This is a genomic window from Lysinibacillus xylanilyticus, from assembly GCF_001183605.1.
Taxonomy (GTDB): Bacteria; Bacillota; Bacilli; order Bacillales_A; family Planococcaceae; genus Lysinibacillus; species Lysinibacillus xylanilyticus.
The window spans coordinates 83376-106622 of the sequence record NZ_LFXJ01000003.1 but is presented as its reverse complement, the minus strand read 5'-3'; the positions used below and the strand labels follow the sequence as shown (position 1 = coordinate 106622).

Annotated in this window: 20 protein-coding genes and 2 rRNA genes; 15 read left to right on the top strand and 7 right to left on the bottom strand. The window is 38.5% G+C overall.

The features are described 5' to 3' along the window. The 3 genes from ACZ11_RS26770 to ACZ11_RS25515 form a co-directional block, all read left to right on the top strand. Positions 1–151, top strand: a 23S ribosomal RNA gene (locus ACZ11_RS26770); the annotation flags it as partial. A 186-nt stretch (positions 152–337) separates the two neighbouring features. Continuing rightward, a 5S ribosomal RNA gene (rrf, locus tag ACZ11_RS03090) occupies positions 338–453 on the top strand. A 103-nt stretch (positions 454–556) separates the two neighbouring features. After that, complete coding sequence (locus ACZ11_RS25515) at positions 557–742, top strand: hypothetical protein (protein WP_161804422.1); 186 nt, start codon at positions 557–559, stop codon at positions 740–742. A gap of 3 nt (positions 743–745) precedes the next feature. On the opposite strand, the gene ACZ11_RS03085 is transcribed toward ACZ11_RS25515, so the two are convergent. Next, a complete protein-coding gene (locus ACZ11_RS03085; RefSeq protein WP_049663678.1) occupies positions 746–1417 on the bottom strand; it encodes a LytR/AlgR family response regulator transcription factor in 672 nt (223 codons plus the stop codon). Between the two features lie 214 nt (positions 1418–1631). Between ACZ11_RS03085 and aceA the strand changes: the two genes are divergently transcribed. Next, a complete protein-coding gene (gene aceA, locus ACZ11_RS03080) occupies positions 1632–2915 on the top strand; it encodes an isocitrate lyase (protein WP_049663677.1) in 1284 nt (427 codons plus the stop codon). Positions 2916–3024: 109 nt separating this feature from the next. Beyond that, entirely contained in the window at positions 3025–4623 is a 1599-nt protein-coding gene (gene aceB, locus ACZ11_RS03075) for a malate synthase A (RefSeq protein ID WP_049663674.1), read from the top strand. 385 nt (positions 4624–5008) lie between these two features. Here the strand turns inward: aceB and ACZ11_RS03070 are convergent, their stop codons facing one another. Beyond that, positions 5009–5674, bottom strand: coding sequence for an O-methyltransferase (locus ACZ11_RS03070; RefSeq protein WP_049663672.1), 666 nt, complete (start codon positions 5672–5674; stop codon positions 5009–5011). 125 nt (positions 5675–5799) lie between these two features. Between ACZ11_RS03070 and ACZ11_RS03065 the strand changes: the two genes are divergently transcribed. The 6 genes from ACZ11_RS03065 (at position 5800) to ACZ11_RS03040 (ending at position 10907) form a co-directional block, all read left to right on the top strand. After that, positions 5800–6687: a LysR family transcriptional regulator gene (locus ACZ11_RS03065; protein ID WP_049663669.1), complete on the top strand. Its 888-nt coding sequence runs from the start codon at positions 5800–5802 to the stop codon at positions 6685–6687. Between the two features lie 73 nt (positions 6688–6760). Next, positions 6761–7156, top strand: coding sequence for a GntR family transcriptional regulator (locus tag ACZ11_RS03060; protein ID WP_049663665.1), 396 nt, complete (start codon positions 6761–6763; stop codon positions 7154–7156). Positions 7157–7159: 3 nt separating this feature from the next. Then, positions 7160–8257 carry a DUF1648 domain-containing protein gene (locus ACZ11_RS03055; protein WP_049663663.1) on the top strand — a complete coding sequence of 366 codons (1098 nt, stop codon included), beginning with the start codon at positions 7160–7162 and terminating at the stop codon, positions 8255–8257. A 127-nt stretch (positions 8258–8384) separates the two neighbouring features. Continuing rightward, positions 8385–9056 (top strand): response regulator transcription factor, encoded by a 672-nt coding sequence (locus ACZ11_RS03050; RefSeq protein WP_049663661.1) that lies wholly within the window; start codon positions 8385–8387, stop codon positions 9054–9056. Next, positions 9056–10426 (top strand): sensor histidine kinase, encoded by a 1371-nt coding sequence (locus ACZ11_RS03045; RefSeq protein WP_049663689.1) that lies wholly within the window; start codon positions 9056–9058, stop codon positions 10424–10426. Before ACZ11_RS03050 ends, ACZ11_RS03045 begins: the two co-directional genes overlap by 1 nt. A 76-nt stretch (positions 10427–10502) precedes the next feature. Beyond that, positions 10503–10907, top strand: coding sequence for a hypothetical protein (locus ACZ11_RS03040; protein WP_049663660.1), 405 nt, complete (start codon positions 10503–10505; stop codon positions 10905–10907). A 395-nt stretch (positions 10908–11302) separates the two neighbouring features. Here ACZ11_RS03040 and ACZ11_RS03035 read toward each other — a convergent pair whose 3' ends face one another. Then, the gene (locus ACZ11_RS03035; protein ID WP_236690764.1) at positions 11303–13240 is read right to left on the bottom strand and encodes a tetratricopeptide repeat protein; all 1938 of its coding nucleotides are present in this window, start codon (positions 13238–13240) and stop codon (positions 11303–11305) included. Between the two features lie 426 nt (positions 13241–13666). Between ACZ11_RS03035 and ACZ11_RS03030 the strand changes: the two genes are divergently transcribed. The 4 genes from ACZ11_RS03030 to ACZ11_RS03015 all read left to right on the top strand — a co-directional run bounded on the left by ACZ11_RS03030 (position 13667) and on the right by ACZ11_RS03015 (position 17631). Continuing rightward, on the top strand, positions 13667–14383 hold the full coding sequence (locus ACZ11_RS03030) for a glycosyltransferase family 2 protein (RefSeq protein ID WP_236690763.1): 717 nt from the start codon (positions 13667–13669) through the stop codon (positions 14381–14383). A gap of 171 nt (positions 14384–14554) precedes the next feature. Beyond that, a complete protein-coding gene (locus ACZ11_RS03025) occupies positions 14555–14815 on the top strand; it encodes a metal-sensitive transcriptional regulator (RefSeq protein ID WP_049663684.1) in 261 nt (86 codons plus the stop codon). Positions 14816–15063: 248 nt separating this feature from the next. Next, entirely contained in the window at positions 15064–16221 is a 1158-nt protein-coding gene (locus ACZ11_RS03020) for a transglutaminase domain-containing protein (RefSeq protein ID WP_049663658.1), read from the top strand. 114 nt (positions 16222–16335) lie between these two features. Continuing rightward, on the top strand, positions 16336–17631 hold the full coding sequence (locus ACZ11_RS03015; RefSeq protein ID WP_049663657.1) for a transglutaminase domain-containing protein: 1296 nt from the start codon (positions 16336–16338) through the stop codon (positions 17629–17631). Between the two features lie 285 nt (positions 17632–17916). Here ACZ11_RS03015 and ACZ11_RS03010 read toward each other — a convergent pair whose 3' ends face one another. Genes ACZ11_RS03010 through ACZ11_RS02995 form a run of 4 tightly spaced genes read right to left on the bottom strand, consistent with a single transcriptional unit; the run spans position 17917 to position 23207 of the window. Next, a complete protein-coding gene (locus tag ACZ11_RS03010; protein WP_049663656.1) occupies positions 17917–18864 on the bottom strand; it encodes an N-acetylglucosamine kinase in 948 nt (315 codons plus the stop codon). Next, positions 18861–20375: an argininosuccinate lyase gene (argH, locus tag ACZ11_RS03005; protein WP_049663653.1), complete on the bottom strand. Its 1515-nt coding sequence runs from the start codon at positions 20373–20375 to the stop codon at positions 18861–18863. Before argH ends, ACZ11_RS03010 begins: the two co-directional genes overlap by 4 nt. A gap of 27 nt (positions 20376–20402) precedes the next feature. Continuing rightward, on the bottom strand, positions 20403–22124 hold the full coding sequence (locus ACZ11_RS03000) for an ABC transporter permease (protein WP_049663651.1): 1722 nt from the start codon (positions 22122–22124) through the stop codon (positions 20403–20405). 12 nt (positions 22125–22136) lie between these two features. Beyond that, complete coding sequence (locus ACZ11_RS02995) at positions 22137–23207, bottom strand: ABC transporter ATP-binding protein (RefSeq protein ID WP_049663649.1); 1071 nt, start codon at positions 23205–23207, stop codon at positions 22137–22139. Positions 23208–23247 lie beyond the last annotated feature (40 nt).

Here is a 23247-nt window from a genome sequence, read left to right as displayed (position 1 = left end):
AGCTGACGAATACTAATCGATCGAGGACTTAACCAAAACATTTGAAATNAGTAAGTAAGATCCCTCAAAGACGATGAGGTAGATAGGTTCGAGGTGGAAGTGTGGTGACACATGGAGCTGACGAATACTAATCGATCGAGGACTTAACCAAAACATTTGAAATATTCAATGCACCGTTTATCCAGTTTTGAAAGAACAATTCTTTCAACTAAGGGTTTCAAGATACAAGTAGTTCGAGGAAGCGATGAAGAGAGGGAAGGAGCGTACTCAAGTACGTGACTGACTGAACGACAGAAGCTGACGAAGAAATACGATGTATATTGGAAGCCGACAATAGTCTAGTGATGATGGCAAAGAGGTCACACCCGTTCCCATACCGAACACGGAAGTTAAGCTCTTTAGCGCCGATGGTAGTTGGGGGCTTCCCCCTGTGAGAGTAGGACGTCGCTAGGCAATCTAAAGTCTGAGAATTTTTTCTCAGGCTTTTTTATTTTTAGGCTGTCTTATACAACAAATGTATAGGACAGCCTTTTAGCTTCAGTCAGCAATGTTTTCTGTGCGAAAGCGAAGCGACAGCAACAAATGTTTTCTGTGCGAAAGCGAAGCGACAGCAACAAATGTTTTCTGTGCGAAAGCGAAGCGACAGCAACAAATGTTTTCTGTGCGAAAGCGAAGCGGCAGTAACAAATGTTTTCTGTGCGAAAGCGAAGCGGCAGTAACAACAACAATTACGCCAAGGTAAAATCTAAAATTCAAGAGCGTTACGAAGATTATTTAAATAAGATTGGCTAACAGGTAGTTCGCTGCCATCTTTTAGAGTGACAATAAAATTAGAAGCAAGATCACGAGACATTTTTTTTATGAAATGAATATTAACAATATAAGACCTATGAATGCGAATAAAAGATGACGGTAGACGCATTTGAAGTTCTTTAAGAGTAATACTTGTTTTAAATTGTTCCCCCTCCACATAAAACCACGTTTTTTTCTGCAGGCTTTCAATATAAGAGATCTTTTCAATAGCAACAGGATTCCATTCCTCTTCTTGCTTGCCAGTTAAAAATTGAAAGGGCTCCAATTTCTTCTCAGTAAAGGTTGAAGGTAATACTACCACAAGTGCTGCTGGCACATCTAATATGTTTATAGGATAACCTATCCCATAATACGGCGTTTCGAATAAAGAATTATCTAATACGGCATCTGTTCGTTTCCTCGTGCGTAGTACTTGTTCGGCAATGCTACCAGACTGTACTTGTTGACCTATTTCCAAGTTAATGTTTTGATGTCCAGAATGAAAATAGATATAGGAGTTTTCAGCAGCAATTACAATGGATGAATTGGCTGGAACCCAGTCTTTTAACATTGAAATAAACTGTAGTGAAATATCTTTTGGCAAAGAATTAAACTCATTATTCATTGTGAATATCCCCCTTGTTTGTAAACAGTTTACCAAATTTCGTCGCCAAAAAAAGCGGTTTCATCATTAAAATTTGGTATTTTATCTAAAAATAATGAAAATCCAGATGTGCTGTTATATATTAATTTATAACAAATAAACCTGTTATGGAACAGCAAATTAAAAGTTTTTTAACAGAGTATATTGTATACAAAGGGGAAGGTGGAATTTCAATATGTCAACACGTCAAGAAAAAATCCAAGCATTAGAAAAACAATGGGCAGAGAACCCTCGTTGGGCTGGTATTGAACGCACATATTCAGCTGAAGAGGTTGTTAAGCTACAGGGCTCTGTTGTACTTGAACAAACTTTAGCAACTAAAGGTGCGGCTAGACTATGGAAATCTTTACACGAAGAACCGTTCATTAATGCATTAGGTGCATTGACTGGTAATCAAGCTGTACAACAGGTAAAAGCGGGATTAAAAGCAATCTACTTATCAGGCTGGCAAGTTGCTGCTGATGCTAACCTTTCTGGTCAAATGTACCCTGACCAATCCTTATATCCAGCAAACTCTGTTCCAGCAGTAGTTAAGCGTATTAACCAAGCTTTACAACGTGCAGACCAAATCGATCACGCTGAAGGACGTGTAGATCAATTTGATTGGTTCGCTCCAATCGTAGCAGATGCTGAGGCTGGCTTCGGTGGTCCTCTAAACGTATTTGAGCTTGTAAAAGGAATGATTGAAGCTGGAGCTGCTGGTGTTCACTTAGAAGACCAATTAGCTTCTGAGAAAAAGTGTGGTCACTTAGGTGGTAAAGTGTTACTTCCAACACAAAATGCTGTTCGTAACCTAGTTGCTGCTCGTCTTGCAACAGACGTAATGGGTGTTGATACAATTTTAATCGCTCGTACAGATGCTGATGCTGCTGATATGGTAACATCTGATATCGATCCACGTGATGCTGAGTTTATTACTGGTGAACGTACTCCAGAAGGCTTCTTCCGTACAAAACCAGGCATTAAACAAGCGATTGCTCGTGGTTTAGCTTACGCGCCATATGCAGATTTAATTTGGTGTGAAACTTCTAAACCATCTCTTGAGGAGGCTCGTGAATTTGCGGCAGCTATTCATGCTGAATTCCCAGGAAAATTACTAGCATACAACTGCTCACCTTCTTTCAACTGGAAAGCGAATCTATCAGAAGAAGAAATCGCAGAATATCAACGCGAGTTAGGTAAATTGGGATATAAATTCCAATTCGTAACATTAGCTGGTTTCCACGCATTAAACCACTCTATGTTTGAGCTTGCACATGATTATAAAGATAATGGTATGGCTGCATACTCTAAGCTACAACAAGCTGAGTTTGCATCAGAATCAAAAGGCTACACAGCTACACGTCACCAACGTGAAGTAGGTACTGGCTACTTTGATGAAGTATCTCAAACTATCTCTGGCGGTACTTCTTCTACAACAGCTATGGCTGGTTCTACAGAGACAGAACAATTCGTTTAAGTTTCATAAATACGCGTATTCCTAAATTCATAATCATAGATTAGTCTCCTTCGCTCCTCCTAAAGCGGGGGATGACTACTTAAAATCGCAAAGGTGGGGGAAACAACTGATGGAACAAGCAATAACAGGTAAGCTTAAAATTGTTGGGGAACAAAATGAGCAAACAAAAGAAATTTTAACACCAGAAGCCCTTGAGTTTGTTCTTGCCCTGCACGAAAAATTTGATGCTCGTCGAAAAGAGCTATTAGAGGCTCGCCAAGAACGTCAAAAGCGCCTTGATGCAGGTGAGAAACTCGACTTCTTACCAGAAACAAAGCAGATCCGTGAGGGAGATTGGACAATTGCACCACTTCCAGCAGATTTGCATGACCGTCGTGTAGAAATTACAGGACCTGTTGACCGTAAAATGGTTATTAATGCATTAAACTCTGGCGCAAAAATGTTTATGGCTTGCTTTGAGGATGCATCTGCTCCGACATGGGAAAACATGATTGGCGGTCAAATTAATATGCGTGATGCTATTAATAAAACAATTGAGTTTACACAAGCATCTAATGGTAAAACGTATAAGTTAAACGAAAACACAGCTGTGTTATTAGTTCGTCCACGTGGTCTACATTTACTTGAAAAGCATGTACTAGTGGATGGCGAGCCGATCTCTGGTAGTTTCTTTGATTTCGGTCTGTATTTATTCCATAATGCTAAAAATGCATTGGCACAAGGTACGGGGCCTTATTTCTACCTACCGAAGCTTGAAAGCCATTTGGAGGCACACTTATGGAATGATGTCTTTGTGTTTGCACAAGACTATATTGGAATTCCACAAGGGACAATTAAGGCTACTGTCTTAATCGAAACAATTTTAGCTGCATTTGAAATGGATGAAATTTTATATGAATTACGTGAACATTCAGCTGGTCTGAATTGTGGACGCTGGGATTACATTTTCAGCTATATCAAACGTCTGCGCAATCAACCTGAAGTAATTTTACCGGACCGTGGGCAAGTAACAATGACTGTACCATTCATGAAGGCATATACGTCTTTATGTATTCAAACATGTCATAAACGTAATGCTCCTGCGATGGGCGGTATGGCTGCACAAATCCCTGTTAAAGGGGATGACGACGCGAATGCTGTAGCGTTTGCAAAGGTTGCAGAAGATAAACATCGCGAGGCAACAGATGGCCACGATGGTACTTGGGTAGCGCATCCTGGTATGGTTGCAACAGCTATGGAACAGTTTGACGCGATTATGACGACACCAAACCAAATCCATAAAAAGCGTGAGGATGTAAATGTTACGGCGGAAGATTTAGTAGCTGTTCCCGAGGGGACAATTACACTAGAGGGTCTTCGTATTAACTGTAGTGTAGGGGTTCAGTACATTGCTTCTTGGCTACGAGGCAACGGAGCTGCGCCAATTAACAATTTAATGGAGGATGCTGCAACTGCAGAAATCTCTCGTACACAAGTATGGCAATGGATTCGTCATCCAAAAGGTATCTTGGATGATGGCCGGGGCATTACATTGGCCTTTGTACTATCTATCTTGGAGGAAGAGCTTGTGAAAATTAAAGAGGCTGTTGGGGAACAAGCCTATAACGGTGGTCGCTATGAAGAAGCTGCAGAGCTGTTTAAATCTTTAATTGAACAAGATGAATTTGCGGAATTTTTGACGCTTCCAGGTTACGAAAAATTAGCTTAACTCCCTTTCAGCAATCGCTGAAAGAAATTGATTTGAGATACGAATCTACTAAACGAACATATCCAACTTTCCTAAATTGATGTGGACTAAACTCGAATGGAGTCCACCTTATTCCACTATTGTAACGGGCGGGGTCTGTTCCCCCGTTCCTTACTAAAAAATGAACACGGTTACAAAAAAGGGGTCTATTAATAAAAGTAGAGAGATTTAAAAGGGGTAATGATGTCTTACGAGCTTAGATGGGGAGCTTGTAAGGCATTTTTTTATCTTCTAAAAAATGTTCTTTGACCGACACCGGTAGTTGATGAAATTCATGATGCATTTGCAATAGTTACGAAATAGCTATTGTTGAAAGGAGATGTCTTTGAGACATCTCCTTTTTCAATTATTTAACTACGGCGAGCACAAAGCCATCATAGCCTTTATTGCCAACTGTTTGTATAGCTGTAGATTCAAGTTGAGATTCTTCTTGCAATAAATCCATAAATCGTCGCACACCTTGTACCCTTTCATCTACATTTATTTCATCAATTACAGCGCCTTCACGCACTACATTATCAGCGATGATTATTGTTCCTGGTTTAGCTAATTCTAATGCCCACTTTAAATAGTGTGGATTATTGGGCTTATCTGCATCAATAAAAATTAAATCGAACAATTGCCCTGCTTTTTTCAAAATAGGTAATGTATCTAATGCCTTTCCGACTATAATTTCAACTTTATGTTCACAGCCAGCTCTTTTAATATTTTCTTTGGCTACTGATGCATACTCGGGATCAATTTCTAGAGTGTAAACTTTACCCTCGTTAGGAAGGGCACGTGCCATCCAAATACTACTATAGCCACCAAGTGTTCCAACTTCTAAGATGTTTTTTGCCTCTTTTATTTTAGCTAGTAAATACAATAGTTTGCCTTGAGTAGGCGATACATCAATCTCCGGAATACCAGCTGCTTTATTAGCTTGTAATACTGCTTCAAGTTCTGTGTCTGCCGGTATTAGTTTTTCCATAAAGTACTCATCTACATTGTTCCAAATATTTAAATTGGTCATTAAACAGTCCCCGTTTCGTATTTTTTTGCAAGCTTGCATGTAAAGTGTATGATAGGATGAATCATAATAAAAATATATTATTATTATTAATTCATAACTAAAGATTATAGGTGTGGGGTGAAATCGTGAATATTCATGGATTAAAATTGTTTTATCAAGTTGCTACTACAGGTAGTTTCACGAAAGCGGCAGAATTACTTCGTATTAGTCAGCCAGCAGTTTCAAGCCAAATAAAAAAATTTGAGCATGAGATTGGGATTCAATTATTTAAGCAACAAGGGCGGGGCGTGGTATTAACTGAATTTGGGGAGGTTTTAGCAGAAAAAGCAAAAAATCTTGTTACGCTTGAAGAACATATTAATTCATTCATTGAAGATTATCGTCTTGCTAAAGCAGGAACAATACATATAGTTGCAACATACTTACCAGCTAATTTTCTAATTCCTAAGTGGGCAGCTACCTTTAAAGGGGCAAATGAAGACGTAAATTTAGTTATTACGACTACTAACACCAAAGATGCCTTTGAGCAATTAATACAGTATAAAGCTGATATTGCTATTTATGGTGGTGGTATTTTAGAAAGACCGGAAGAAGTAGAGTGGGAGGAGCTTTTTGAGGATGAATTATGGTTTGTAGTCGCACCTGATCATCCTTATGCAAATCAGTACATTTCACTTGCTGACATGATGAAAGAGCCTTTTATTATGCGTGAAGAAGGAAGTTCAATGAGAGAGCATCTTTTTTCTTTATGTCAAACGTATCAAGTCAAGCCACCTAAAATCGCACTACAATTTAATGGAATAAATGAAACGATCCGTTCAGTTATGACCGGCTATGGCGCAAATTTTATTTCGTCACTAGCAGTTCGAGAGTATGTTGATAGTAGGCAATTGGCGAGGGTTTATGTAAAGGATGTTCATATTAATCATAAAATTGCAATTTGTACTAGAAAGAATGAAAAGCATAGTGTACTTGTGCAAAAGTTTATTGAAACTGTTAAGAACTCTTTATAATTGTCCCTTTCATTATGCATAAAGAATGATTATTTGTTATATTATCTGTATAACAATTATGGAGATGATAGTAATGTTTATTCAAATAGAACCACAGTCTGATGTACCAATCTATGAACAGGTAACTCGAAAAATTATGGAAGGGATTGCAAGAGGGGAAATGAAGCCAGGAGATACCTTGCCGTCTGTACGTAATTTAGCAGCTGATCTAGGCGTAAATATGCACACGGTTAATAAAAGCTATCATGAGCTAGAGGAAAAGGGGATCATTACAATTAGAGCCAAATCAGGTGCTATTATTCGTTCAGCAGAGGAGCGAGCGTTAACTACTGAACAATTACAACAAATTGAAAAAAACTTAAAGCCTGTTGTGGTAGAAGGAATGGTGCTCGGCGCAACAGCTGAACAAATCGAGCACATGATAAAAAAGGTATTTTCTGATTTGCAAATACCTGCAGAAGGGGTGTAGTAAATGCTACTTGGCGTTTTTTCAACTGTCTACTTCATAACATTAGCTCTACAAGTTTTTGTGCCATATATAGTACGTGAGACAATTATTTTTGGCGTTACTGTACCTGAACAAAATGTAAAACATCCCGCATTACGTAATATGAAAAAGCAGTATGCTCAATTCGTTGGAATATCGGGTGTCATGTTATTAATGATGATGATTGTTTGCTATTATTACTTTGCACAATCTGAGTTCATGCAAAGTATTTTACTGCTAGGATGCTTATTTGCAATGCTTGCAGTCAGTATGACATTATATTGGAAAAACCATCAAAAGGTTTTAAAACTTAAAAAGGAAGAGCAATGGGGCCTAAATATAAAACAAGTTCGTGCAGTCGACTTAACGGCTCGTAGTCGTGATGAAATGCTCCCTTGGCCATTTTATGTAATCCCATTTGGTGTTACGGTGTTTCTAATTATCTTTACGTTCCGCCATTATGACCAAATCCCAGATCACATTACGGTACATTGGGGACCTAGCGGTGAAGCGGATTCTTGGAGAAGCAAAACATATTTTACGGCGGTTTCACTGCCGCTTGTTATGCTGATGGTGCAATGTATGATGTGGGGAACTGTAGATTCTATAAAACGTTCAGCAATCAAGTTGGCTGTTAATCGTAAAGAAGAATCATTGGAAGATCAGCTAAAAAGTCGAAAGTATATGAGCTGGAGCATTATGTTATTAAGCTATGGTTTTACTATATTATTTACAGTATTACAGCTAAGCAATATCCATCCTTCAATGACTACAGGAAAATGGCTATTACCGGTATTTATTTTGTTTTTATTGCTTGTTCTGGGCTCAGCCCTTGTCTACGCATGGAAAAAACGTAAGCTGAGGGTGAACTATGGAGACAATGTCGTTTCAGAAGTAATGGATGTTGATGAGGATCGCTATTGGAAGGGCGGATTAATTTATGTGAATCGTCAAGATCCTTCCGTTTTTGTAGAGAAACGCTTTGGGGTAGGCTGGACGATGAACTTTGCAAATCCACGAGGCTATATCGTAATTGGTTTGCCGTTACTTATATTGCTATTTATTTCTTTCTTTTCGTTATAATATGAAAAAATGGAGTTATCAATAATACCCCGGCATTACGTCCGGAATCCTTTCTGATAACTTGACGTCCGCGGAATGGAGCGGATTTTTTGTTAAAAGTAAACAAGTTGGATGGAGGTAGACCTGAATGAAAATTCTCGTTGTAGATGATGATGTACATATTTTACAACTAGTGAATATTTATCTGACAAGAGAGGGCTATCAGGTAATACAGGCGGAGAACGGACAACAGGCCCTTAAATTACTTGAAGGAAACTTGCCTGATTTGGCTGTTGTTGATGTTATGATGCCGGGAATGGATGGTTATACATTAACAGAGACATTGAGCCAGGATTACGATATTCCAGTATTGTTATTAACAGCAAAAGGCGAGCTTGAGGACAAGGAACGAGGGTTTTTGGCAGGCTCAGACGACTATGTTGTGAAGCCTTTTGAACCTAAAGAATTGCTGTTTCGCATAGCCGCAATATTGCGTAGACTCGATAAGAAAAATCAGGTAACCATCAAGGTGGGTAGGCTCGTTATTGATCGTCGAAGCTTTGAGGTTGTCATTGGGGAAGAGACACTCGTTCTGCCTTTAAAGGAATTTGAACTATTGGCATTACTAGCATCCCGTCCGAATCAGGTGTTTACACGTAGTTTTATTATGGAGCAAGTGTGGGGCTATGACTACGATGGAGATGAGCAGACTTTAAATACGCATGTGAAGCGGATTCGTGAGCGTCTGCATCGTTATGAACCAGGTGTTGAGATTACAACGGTGCGTGGCGTCGGCTATAAGCTTGAGGTTATTGCATGATGAAAACGTTATATAGCAAATTTGTTGTGACGACGATGCTCGTTATGATTGGTAGCTTGTGTATCGGCTTTTTAGCGACAAATACTTATTATCATCAAGTTGTGAAGGAAAAAAATGATGCTAAAAATGTGAAGATTGCACAGGATATTGCGAAATACATTGAGTCGTCAAAGCCTGACGATTTAGATAATTATTTAACGACTCTTGGTGAAATAGGTTATCAAATTTATGCAACCAACGGTAACGAAGGGCATTTCTTCGGAGGTAAGTATCGTGATAAAACTCTACCGTCCAATACAGTCAAGCATGTTTTAAACGGGGAAATTTATCATGGTATGCGTGATTTTCCAAAAGAGACTTTTGTGACAGGCTTTTTTGCGAATGAGTTAATTAATACGATAGGTGTGCCGTTTACTTATGAAAATAAGCAGTATGCACTGTTCATTAGACCGGATATTCGCTTGTTGTTCTCTGAAGTGCATACGATACTTGGTGGACTTATGCTTACGATGACAGTACTTAGTCTATTGGCAATGCTACTTTTCGCTAAGGCTCTAATTCGCCCTATTACACAACTAACAGAGGCAACACATCAGCTTGCATATGAAAAATTCGATACGCTGCTTGAAATAGATCGAGCAGATGAAATTGGACAATTAGCGGTTAGCTTTAATGTCATGACTGAAAAATTACAGGAAAATGATCGAATACGTAAAGAGTTTATAAGTAATGTATCCCATGATTTTCAGTCGCCATTGTTAAATATTCAAGGCTATGTAGATTTATTAAAGAATCCCTTGCTGACCGACAAGGAAAGGCAAGAATATACAACGATTATTGAGCTAGAAACGAAGCGTATGTCGACATTAACTAAGCAATTACTTTTACTAACGTCACTAGATCAATCTACAAGGTTGTTAAAGCGTGAATCTTATCGTTTAGATGAGCAATTAAAGGAAACCGTAAGGAAATACCGCTGGCAGCTTGAAGAAGCAAATGTACAATTATCGTATCAAATTGAACCAGTAACATATGATGGTGATGCTGGGCTATTACAAAATGTTTGGGATAATTTATTGACGAATGCCATTAAATATAATGTCGATGGTGGAGAGATTCATATTCACTTGCAAGAATCCTCAACTTCAGTTGAAGTGCTTATTGAGGATAGTGGCATAGGAATGACTGCCGAAGAACTACAAAAGGTATTTGATCGCTTTTATAGAGTAGATACTTCCAGAACAAAGCAAGGAACTGGTCTTGGACTAGCCATCGTGAAGCAAATTTCTGAGTTACACGGAGGAACGGTTCATATGGAAAGTGTTATGAATTCAGGTACAAAAGTGCGTGTCCACTTACCAAAACTGTAATGAGGAGTTCATGTAAAGTTCATGTTCGCGAGATAAACTGCTAACTAAGTTGAAAAAGCTTAGGGGGGGTTATCGTTTGGAACAAAAATGGAGTATACGCCTTATTCGTCTTGCTGCAATTTTTGCCTTATTTGGTACATATCTAGGCTCACATATGTCTGGCTCAGGTAGTTATGAATATAGACCGATACATGCACATATTTTACTCGTAGGTTGGTTAAGTATGTTTGCATGGGGTATTTTCTATCGGGCCTTTAAAGTGAAATCGCAAAAATTAGTGACAGCACATGGTTGGACAGCTATTCTCGGTGTTTTTGGCTTAACACTAGGCATGTGGTTCTACAATCTAAATCCATTTAGTTTTAGCAGAACATTTACAACGGTTTTCTTTATCATTGGTGGAACAACGCTATTAATTAGCTTTGCTTTATTCATCGCTGTAACATTTATGGTAAACCAAAAAGAAGAAATGAAAAACTAGAAAATACCGTGTCACTGCCGTTGTTAGGAGGTGACACGGTATTTTTTAGGAAGAACAGCTTTATTCGGTCATTACTACAAGTTAGGGATGACTTTTGTTAAAACATATGTCATACATATAAGTTGATTGGAGTGGAGGCTGACACACAGTTTTGTGTGTGAATCTTTTTTTACTCTTTGCAAGGTGAATGTCGATAAAATTCAGAAGTTGGGTGATAAAAATTAAAAGTTGGTCGATAAAACATGAAAGTTGGTCAATAAAACTAAAAAGGTGGGCGACATTCTGTTAAAACGTATGTCATGTGGATAAGTTGAGTGGAACGAGCCCCTTGGGTGAAGTGGCTCAACGAACGTCTCAAAGAAAGCGCCTAACCCCACTCTATGCTTATAATCCCTTTATTTCATATTTTCAAGTGATTTCTTAAGCCATTTTGTTGCCTCAGTATAATCCTGTGCAACACCGTGTCCTTTTTTGTAAAGCATACCAAGCTGGAATTGCGCTTTTTGGTGCCCTTGATTGGCTGCCAGTCGATACAGTTGGGCAGCCTTCGCAAAATCCTTCGGTACCCCTTGTCCTTGACTGTGCATTTGAGCTAATTGATATTGTGCTTTGGCATGTCCCTTAGCGGCAGCTTGTTCAATCCATTTTGCAGCCTCAGTATAATCCTGTTCGACACCTTTGCCCTTATCAAATAAATTACCGAGCTGATATTGAGCACCTGAATGTCCTTGGATGGCTGCTAGTCGATAGCAGCGTCGTGCCTCTTCTAAGTCCTGCTCGATCCCCAATCCATGCTCATATAATAATCCTAATTGGTATTCAGACTGAATATGGGACTGATCAGTAGCGGCTCTCCACCATTTTACTGCTTTATCATAATTCAATTCAGCTTCGTATAATAATCCGAGCTCGTATTGAGCATCAGCATAGCCCTTTTCAGCAGCTGCTTTGAAGTAAGGGAGAGCCTTCTCTAGTTGCTGGAGATGGTATACATAAATACGTCCAAGCTCAAAACCTGCACTTATATGTCCATTGTTAGCAGCTAACTGCAACCATTTTTCAGCTAAAGTTATATCGTTTTCTTTGACATAGAGTACGCCAAGACAATATTGGGCATTCAAGTGTCCTTTATGTGCTGCGAGCTTAAACCATTTTATAGCCTCTAGGTGATCTTGAGGAATACCTTGACCAGTGTTATATAGCATGGCCAATTGAAATTCTGCATTTGTATGGTCTTGAAGTGCAGCTAGATGGAACCATCTCACAGCTTCTTCCAAATTTTGCGAGATGCCACGACCTTTAAGGTACATATAGCCAAGATTATATTGAGCACTTGCATCACCTGCTAATGCTGCCATTTCAAAATAGGCTATAGCTTCCTCATAGCTTTGCTCGACACCAGTTCCATTATGGTAAAGGAATCCAAGATTATTTTGAGCACTTGTATTCCCTTGATTGGCTGCTAACATGTACCATTTTGCTGCCTCGGCAAAGTTTAGAGGCATACCGAGTCCTTGATTGTATAGGACTCCTAGATTGTACTGTGCATCTGCGTTTTCTAAATTTGCAGCAGCTTGATAATATTGAGCGGCTTCCTCATAATTTTGTACAACACCATGACCTAAATGATAAAGCACGCCTAAGCTATAAAGCGCGTTTGCATCCTTTTGTTCAGCGGCGCGTTCATACCACATTTTTGCGACTGCATAGTCTTTCTTAACACCACGCCCTTGATTATAAAGAGCGCCTAAATTATATTGAGCACTTGCATTCCCTTGTTTTGCGGCAAGCTCAAACCAGTCTGCAGCACTTTTATATGCCTCGGTTGATTGGTCATCTTGAAGCAGCGTAATTATTTCAAAAGCCGAAGTTATATCTTCAAAGCTGGAACCTTTGCGCATTAATTTTGCCCTTAAGGTACGGTCATAGCGATCGATAAACCATTCTACAATATCACTTATATAATCTAGAACAATTTTTGCTGCCTTTGCCTCCACAACTTCACTTCTATTACTAGAAGTCATTTTGCTTACAAGATTCATTAATAAATAAATGCGACGTGGATGAATTTTTGCAACAAAGCTACGATTATTGAGTAATGATCGAATATTTTTTAGCTTCGGCTCTGAATTCATTTCTAGCTTATAAAGCTCATATAAAATTTCCTCTAGTACTAGGAGTGATTTTTGAAGAGATAGAGCTGGCTTTGGAATGGCGAGCGAGCTAGCATCCTGTAAATTTTTAGCCAATTTAACCAAGCATAAAGCTTTTAATTTCGTACATTGATCTTGGAGAATTTCATATTGTATGACGATAGCACTCACCTCTTTCATAAAATTCTTCTTAGTATGCTCACTACTGAAAAATGGATATTTAATTTGTTAAAACGTATACCATGTATATTAGTTGATTGAAGTGAAGACTGGGCGATTCCTTGGAGATTAGCGAATAGGGGAGCGAAGGCTAAAACCATCAGAACCTGTGATAACGCCTTCGTACCAACATCGTGTCGCTGCCGCTTCGCTTTCGGGTTGCCCCAAGCGGCTCATCTGACGCCCCTAAGAAAGCGCCCTGTCGGAACGGAAATCAACCATACGCTACGATGATATCCTCTTTTTTCATATATCGGGAAAATACCGTTATTGTTGAATTGTCCTCGATACATGATACTATTTGTTATAAGAAGATTCGTTGATGTTCGAAGTAACAATTACTAAAAAGTGCATATGCCAAAGTTTCATGTTATCCGGGGGATAGAAATGATGAAAAATATTGCAGCAATTATACCAGCCTATAATCCACAACAGTCACTTATAACCTATGTCCATCAATTATTAGCCACCACCATTAGCCGAATTATTATTGTCAATGATGGCAGCGATCAAAAATATGCAGATGTTTTTGAGGAGTTGAAAAAGATTGACTGCTGTCTAGTGCTAGAGCATGGCAATAATATTGGTAAGGGAGGCGCACTAAAAACAGCCTTTGCCTATGTAATGGAGCAAAGAGGCATGTTTCAAGGTGTTATTACAGTAGGTGCTCATAGACAACATACTTTACAAGATGTAAAGCTAGTTTTAACAATGACAAAGGTATTTTCTGAAGGAATTTTGCTAGGAGTACGTAACTTTCATTCTTCGGACAGCACGTTTTTATCATATTGGGGTAACCGAGCAACAAGTTTGTTCTTTGAAATCCTTTATCATAGAAAATTAATGGATACACAAACCGGTTTACGGTTTATTTCTATAAAGGAGCTACCGTGGCTAATAAATGTAAATGGTGAACGATATGACTACGACACAAATATGTTAGTTGCTGCACTTAAAAGAAAGTGTCCAATTTTTGAAGTAGAGATAGGTCAGCTACGAATAAAGAAAAATACAGTTATACAGTATGATGAAATAACAAATGCAGGGTCAATTATTGCTAAAATGCTTATGAATTATTTAAACCCAAGGAAGAATAACGAATAAGTTTAACTTATTTATATTTATGTCACGGATTCAGAAAGGAGTTCTTTGCATGCGCAAGGCCGATTCCGGACAAATATGCCGAGGCATAATTGATTTTTGAAATAATGTGCTAGGATAAAGAATAATAATAACTCAAGAACGTAGCGAGTATGGAAAGAAGGAGCAATGATGATGGAATATTCAGATCAAGTGAAAAATCGTGTAAAACGGATGGAAGGTCAGCTACGTGGAATATTAAAAATGATGGAAGAAGAAAAGGACTGTAAGGCAGTCATTACTCAATTATCGGCAGTACGCTCAGCAGTAGATCGTACAGTTGGTGTCATAGTTAGTACGAATCTTTTAGAATGCGTACAAAATGCTGAAGGTGATGACGAGAAAATGAATGAAGCTATTCAAGAAGCAGTAAATTTAGTAGTAAAAAGTCGTTAACAGCAGCCTGACCTATATAAGCCCATTAATTTATAGAAAACTCACTTAAAGACAAGTGGGTTTTTATTTTTTTACAAAAATATAGTTTATTTCTATACTTATGTTTTATTTAAGGGATTTTATACCTATATGCTGTGTGTTAACTGTATAGTTAATAGTCACGGTTAGTGAACTTGTCCGATAGATTTATAGTTCCTTTCTCTGTTATCCTAATTATAAGAATATAACAATCGAGAAGGTGATTTATTGTGAAGAAATGGTTGATAAGCGGGGCAGCATTACTGATGTTAAGCCCAACAGCAGCCTATGCTCAAAATGCAGACACTCGTTCAGTAAGTACTTCCCCGGTGATTGCTTATAATGTAGTAGCTAATACTAAAGTAACAACTTGGGATCAATTCACAACAGAAATCGTAAAGCAATTAAATAATTTCGCTCCCGAAATTAAAATTACATATAGTGGACCAATGACTGATTTTAAAAAGAATTTTATGGAGTCCTTTGAAAAAGCACAGGAACAAGCAGTCTATCCGAGTGGTCATATGGAAAGTACCACTATTTCTGCAGACTCAACAGGCAATGTGACATTTAAAGTAAAATATTTGACAAATCAAACGCAAGAAGTAACCGTACAAAAAAAGGTTGATCAAATATTAAAAACGATTATTAAGCCTTCAATGAAAACAGATTTCGAAAAAGTAAAATCAATTAATGATTATATTGTGTCAAATACTACATATGGTACTAAAACAAAGGCAAGTCCCCATAGTGCTTATGCATTGTTAATGGAAGGACAAGCTGTATGTCAGGGCTACGCGTTAATAGCCTATAAAATGTTGGAACAAGCTGGATTCGATGTGAAATATGTTGTAGGCAATGTTAATGGTAACGAGGCACATGCATGGAATTTAGTGAAGGTTGATGGTAAATGGTATCATTTAGATACAACATGGAACGATCCATTACCAAATCGTTTCGGCGCTTCTTCGTATGATTATTTCTTAGTAACAGATGCACAGCTTAAGAAAGATCATGAATGGATAGCTTCAGATTATCCTGCTGCAACAAGTACAAAATATAGCTATATGCAAAATGTTCATTTTGCATATCAGGTTAATAATACACTGTACTTTAGTAATACAGCAGATAAGGATAAATTGTATACGCTTGATTTAGCAAGTGGTAAGAAAACAAAGGTCATTGATAAACGTGCCTTGTATATTACAGGAGCGGATGACTTTTTATATTTCAGTGATTATAGCAACAGTGGCTACTTAACAAAATTAAATCTTAAAACATTAAAAACTGAGGTGCTCGCGAAGCAAGTAGTTTCTGATTTAAGAATTAATGATAGCTATTTAGTTTATAATGTTAATGGCAAAGAACAGAAGCTTAAAATAAAATAAACTTCAAATATTCGTATCTATTGATAAAATGAAAGCACAAAAGGACTTCCAAGTGAGTTCTTTGTGCTTTTTTTGTATATAATGAAAACAGGAAAACGGTTGGAGGTGAGGATTTTGTGGAAAAAATTAGCCATTATCGTAATTCTTATTATTTTTATTGACCCCATTTATACGGCTGGTAAAGCAGTTGTACAACAAGTGATAACTTGGGCAAATAATGATGAAATAGAAACGATGCTTCTTTCAACAAAGGACAAAATCATAGATGTTACTGCTAAACTTTCAGAGGATGCCTCCATTGAAACGGCCACACCTATAGAAGACAAGCCTGAAGAAGGGGTAGCCGTTACAGCCCCTGCAGCCAAAAAACCTGAAGCAAAGTTAGTTGTAACAAATGCAAAGGAAATGGCTGATGCGATGTATGCGTACTATAGTAGTTTTTCACCTACTTTTGAGATTCAATATAAAGGCGATACACAACGAATTGAACAGTTAGTGGAAGAAGCCTATGAAAATGCTATAAAACGAGATGATTATGTATATGGGCATATTAGTAAGCATTCAATTCGTTTTGAATATGGAAGAAAAACAGCCAAAATCTTTGGAGAGCAAAGTTATTTAATGACGCCTGAGCAGGCAGCATTCGTTGAAATGAATGTGCAAGAAATTGTAGCCTCTATCAATAAGAAATCATTAAGTGATGTAGAGAAGGTTAGGGCTGTCAATGATTATATTGTTGCCAATACAGCCTATACGGATCAAACGAATTCAAGCCCACATAGTGCTTATACAGTGCTTGCAGAACATGGCGGCGTTTGTCAGGGCTATGCGTTGTTGGCCCATTCGATGTTACAAAAGTTAGGTATAGAAACAAAGTATGTAGTAGGCTATGTCGGAAAGGAAGGACATGCTTGGAATTTAGTAAAGCTGGATGGTCAATGGTATCACCTTGATACTACATGGAATGACCCGGTGCCTGATCGTAAAGGGGCGGTGCGCTATCAATACTTTTTAGTAGATGATCGAACGATGGCAAAGGATCATACGTGGATTGCTGGAGATTACCCAAAAGCAACGAGCACAATGTATAACTACTTTCACAATGTAGATTTCGCTACACAAGTAGGGCAACAAATATTTTATAGTAATGTTGCTGATGATAATAAGTTATACGTGCTTGATTTACAAACAGGTAGATCGGAACGCATCTCTAAATCACGTACACAGTACATCGTTTATGCAGATGGCTGGCTATATTTTAGTAATTATTCACACGGAGCGTATTTAACGAAGATTCGCCCGGATGGAAGCGGAGAAAAAGTATTAAATAGGGAAGAAACGAAGGATTTATTCGTGCAGGACAGCTATTTATATTTCACGACGAATGAGCTTAAAAAAATGGCACTTTAACGTTATTAGCCAAAAATAAAGAGCCTATGACATTACAGTTAAATAAAGAATGACTCTTCTGTAAAACGAGGGGGTGATTTCCGTTCCGACTGGGCGCTTTCCTTGGGGCAACAGGATGTGATAACGCCTTCGTTCTTCTATTGCTGATCCCCGAGGAGTCGCTCAGTCTCCACTCCAATCAACCACTTCACATTGGTGTATCTTCTGGCGTGTTACTCAAATATTATAAATACTTTAATTTCATTGAACATAATAGTTTTTCAACAACATGAAAGGCCTATGACATTACAAACTGTCATAGGCCATTTTTGTTCGTTCCATAAGATAATGGATAGGTTGATGCTGACATAGAGAAACTTCAATTTGCGGATACCTTGATTTCATTTCCTGTGAAAAAGTTTTAAATATTAATGGATTATGCTTAATGACACCACCATTACAATAAAGGCTAAATGCTTCACCTTGATAGTCAATTTTTTTCAACACGGCGCATGCAAGGGATACTAATTCATGAGCAGCACGCATTGATATATGAATGGCGCATGAATCCTTTTTGGTCACGGCCTCTGCCAAAAATGCACCCATTTTTGCAAGCTGCGCATTCGTGTAGGATGGACGGAACAACCATGAAGCTAGCTCTGTAACATCTTGGATCTGTAAATAATTATAGACAGCATTTTTTAATATGGTCTGCTCACCACGCCCATCTTCCATGCGGAAAATGGCGCGTATAGTCTCTTGCCCTAACCAATAGCCACTGCCTTCATCTCCTGCACGATGCCCCCAACCACCCGAACGTACTATTTGTGTACCATCGAATGCGTACGCAATGGCCCCTGTTCCAGCAATGAGTAGTGCGCCTGCCTGTCCAGCAGTAACACCAAGTAAAGTAGCTTGTGCATCATTTTCTATAATAAGCGTCTCTATTTTTAACTGTATTGCAGATACGGCATTATGAATGATCGCAGATACGGCTTCATGATCTTTGGGAGAATCAATCCCAGCCATTGCAAAGGTAGCAACAGCAATATTTGAGTCATCTTGCTGTTGCAAAAACGCCTGCACATTTGCTAATAACGCTTGCAATATTTCTGTAGCAGATGTAGCACCTATTGCTTGATAATTCGAGCCACTTGTTGATTTTGTATATTTTATTTCACCAGACTCGGCATGTACGAGCGCACATGCCGTTTTTGTAGCACCACCGTCAATAATAAGTAGCCATTCCATCATTGATTCCATTCCTCTAGAATTACTGTTAATTGTTTTTCTGCCTCAACAATCATAGACTCCTTCAAACGAACCCACTCATTAAGGTTATGAGAATTTGCCTTGGAGCGTTCAAGAGATTCTTTCATCGTTACGGGCGATGGACCACCAAGTAATGTACGGACACTAACGAAAGTCTCGGGTTTTAATGTGTTGTAAAAATCTTCTTCGGAAATTTTTAATGGTTTACCAGTAATTAATTTAGATTGTGTATTGGCGAGCCCCCATGTAAGGCTTGCTAGAGATTCCTCACCGTGAGAGAGCAATACTCTAATACATTTACTAACAATACTATGTGCTTGGCGGAAGGAAATCCCTTCAGAGCGCACTAACGTATCGGCTAGCTCTGTAACATTGGCAAAGCTGTTTTCTGCTCGATTTCTTAGTTTTTTCTTGTTCACATCCATCGTGACAACAAGCGAACCAAATAGCTTGTAAATACCTATTAAACGGTCGATGGCGCGCCATAAATATGGTTGCATATCATCTTCTGTGTCTACGATATCTCCAAAAGGTGTATTATGTACCATTTGTAATACTGTACTAGCATCACCAACAACCGCTGATAGCAATGAACGTGTATGCTCTATCGAAACAGGATTGCGCTTTTGTGGCATGATAGAGCTAACTTGCACGTATGGGCTAGCCAGCGTAAAGGCATTGAACTCCTGTGTAGCCCATAGTAAAAAATCTTGAGATGTGCGGCCAAGATTGAGTGCAGCAAGCTGAACGATACTCGCTGCCTCTGCAATATAATCTGCACCAGCAACAGCATCCCACGCATTTTCGATAATATCATCGAATGCCAATAATTCACGCATACGCTCTCGATTAATATTAAAGCCTGTTGTCGTTAATGCCGCTGCCCCCATACTACTGCGATTCACCGTTTTATAGACATGCTGTAAACGTTCAAAATCTCGTTCAAGTTGATCGATGACAGCTTTCAAATAATGCGCAAAGGTTGTTGGCTGTGCCTGCTGCGTATGTGTATAGCCAATCATAATCGTATCTACGTGCTCTTCAGCAGCTGCGATTAAATCATCACGTAATGTCAGTAATTCTCGCATAAGCAATAATAATTTTTTTCTTAAAGTCATGCGATAGATGGCAATCCCCATATCATTACGACTTCTACCAATGTGAAGATTCCCAGCAACGTCTCCAGCAAGCTCTATTAATTTATTTTCGATGCGGAAAAACAAATCCTCATATCGCGGGCTGTAATCTTCTATACGAAAATAGTTCAAGTCCAGTTTTTTTAGAGCAATACCAATGTCTTTAGCCTCTTCCTTTTTTACTAGTCCCTGTTCTTCTAACATTTTTAAGTGTGCAATATTGATTTGCAAAATAATTGTTAAAAAGTTTTTCTTGGCTTCATCGTAAGCCGGCTGTAAGACAATTTTACGATAAATATTAGAAGGGAAGTTCATCCCATCTTCTTGCTGGGTTTTGTTGCGGAAATCTTCAAACATATAAATTGCCTCCTAGTAGATTGGCAGTTATATGGCCGAACCAGCACTGCCTTTAGATAACTTCTCGGAAATAATAAGTACAATTAAAATTAAACAAATTTGTAAGACACCATATGCACAAGCAGTCCCAAATTTAAAAGAATACAATTTTTGGAATATCGCCACTGATAATGGGATTGTTGACGTACTGTAAAGAAGAATAGACGCTACGAATTCGCCAAAGCTTTGAACAAGAGCTAGTAACGTACCCGCCAAAATGCCTGTAAATGTAAGTGGTAGGACAATACGTCTAAATGAATACCACCATGTTGCACCTAAACTTCGCGATGCTTCTTCGATAGATTGATCTAATTGCACAAGTGATGCCGATGTCGAGCGGAAAACAAGAGGTAAATGTCTAATAAAATAAGCTAACGGCAAAATCCAGAACGTCCCGATCAGAACCTGATTAAAGGAGAATATATTTTCCGTACTAAATGCTGCAATCAAATTAACAGCTACAACCGTACCCGGCAATGCCCAAGGAACCATGATTAAAATATCGAGTAATGTTTTACCTTTAAAATTTAAACGTACCATAGCATAGGCTGCCGCAACACCGAAAATGATATTGCCGATTGTGGCAACAATCCCCATTCGAACAGAATTCCAAATCGGTCGCCACGTCCGTTCATCTGTAAAAAGAGCGTGATAATGATCCAATGTATAGTCTGTTGGTAGAATTTGTGTTTTCCATGCGCCATCAACGGAGAATGAAATTAATATAAGCACCAAAATCGGCAAAATTAAAATTAATGTGCCTATGAAAGACGCAATAGTCGCCATGACTTTCATGCCTCTTGAAGACACTTCAGATCGATGAACACTAATACCTTTGCTGAGATTTTGGTAGTTTCGGCGGTTTTGATACCAACGCATAATAATTAAAAAGGTAATGGACACAAAGGATAAAATCATAGATTGTGTCGCTGCCATATCTAAATTCCCGTTCGTACGTGATAAATAGATTTGCATCGTCATTGTGCGTTCGACGCCGAACATTAAAGGTGCAGTGTAGGATGCCATAGAAATCATAAATACGAGTAAGGATGAGGCAACTATCGAGGGTGTTAACATGGGCAAAATCACCTTTGTCCATACTCGAACACGCCCGGCACCTAAGCTAGTTGCGGCTTCTTCTAAAGCTGGATCAAGACCTTTTATAGCTGCTGAGGCGGTTAAGTAGAAGTAAGTGTACATAGTGAATGTATGTACTACGATAACCCCCCATATGCCCTTTAATGAAAAAGGAACTTGCTCTAAACCGAATAGGTGCTGAAACGCACGTGGGAAAATACCACTATCTCCATACAAAAATGTAAAGGACAGCACACCTACTAACGGTGGAAGAGCCATGGGTACCAATACTAAAACAGAGAGTATCCGTCTGCCAGGGAAATCATAGCGTTCCAATAGAAATGCCATAGTTACACCGACAATTGCACAGCAAATAACACTGATAACGGATATATAAATACTAGTCCACAATGCTTCTATATTTGCTGGGCTAGCTAAATTAAAAAAGTTTTTATAATTAGATAGCGCAGCATCACCTGAAAAGCTTTCAGTAAAAGTTTGATAGAACGGGTACACTACATAGGCAAACAACACTAAAAATAAAGGTGCAACTAAAATATAAACAAACCAATTTGATCTAGTTAGTCGTGTCCATGCATTTCCTTCAGAAGGATTGAGGTGTGTTTTTTCCATGTTGGTACCCTCCTATTCTCCTAAAAAATACAGTGAATCTTGGGCTATATTTAAGGTGATGTCTTCACCAATTTTTTTAAGTTGACCGTTCATATTGATAATCATTACTTTTAGTGAAAAATCTAGACATTCCACAATGTAGTTCACACTAATTCCTGTAAATTCAACAAAAGTGATTTTACCTGTTACTGTGTTTTCACCAGTACCTTGATTAATAGATTCAGGACGAATAGAAATAAACACTTTGTCTCCAATCATATGCGTTAAAGTGGGGGAGCTTTGTTGCTTTCGCCCAGTGAGAACAAGTCCACTCGCTGTTTTAACTTGTACATCGTTATCATTAACAGCTTCAATTGTCGCCTCGATTAAGTTTGTCTCACCAATAAAATCTGCTACGAAGCGGTTTGAAGGCCGATTATAAATCTCTTGCGGAGTACCGATTTGTCTGACGTTCCCATTTTCCATGACCATTATCCGATCTGACATGGACATAGCTTCCATTTGATCATGCGTAACATAGATGGTTGTAACACCGAGCTCAGATTGAATACGTTTTATTTCAACGCGCGTTTCTTCGCGTAATTTAGCATCTAAATTAGACAATGGCTCGTCTAACAATAAAATATCAGGCTCTATCACAAGTGCTCTTGCCAATGCAACCCGTTGCTGCTGCCCACCAGATAGTTCATTAATTTTTCGATTCCCATATTGCGATAAATGAACAAGCCCTCTAATACGGTCAACCTTTTGTTTGATCTCCGCCTTCGAGAATTTCCGTACTTGTAATCCAAATGCGATATTTTCATCTACCGTCATATGTGGAAAGAGAGCATAATTTTGAAACACCATACCGATGTTCCGTTTATTAGGTTGAAGCCTTGTCACATCAAAATCATCAAAAAGAATTTTCCCCCCCGTTGGGAAATAAAAGCCAGCTATCATCCTTAGTGTTGTCGTTTTCCCACAACCGCTTGGACCGAGGAAAGTAAAAAATTCACCAGCTTTAATGTGAAGATCTAAATCCTTTACGCCATGAATTTGACCGAATTTCTTAGAGACATTTTCTATTTTGACACTTTTCAACTGAAATGCTCCTTTCTCTTTAGAAAATTAGTTACATGAA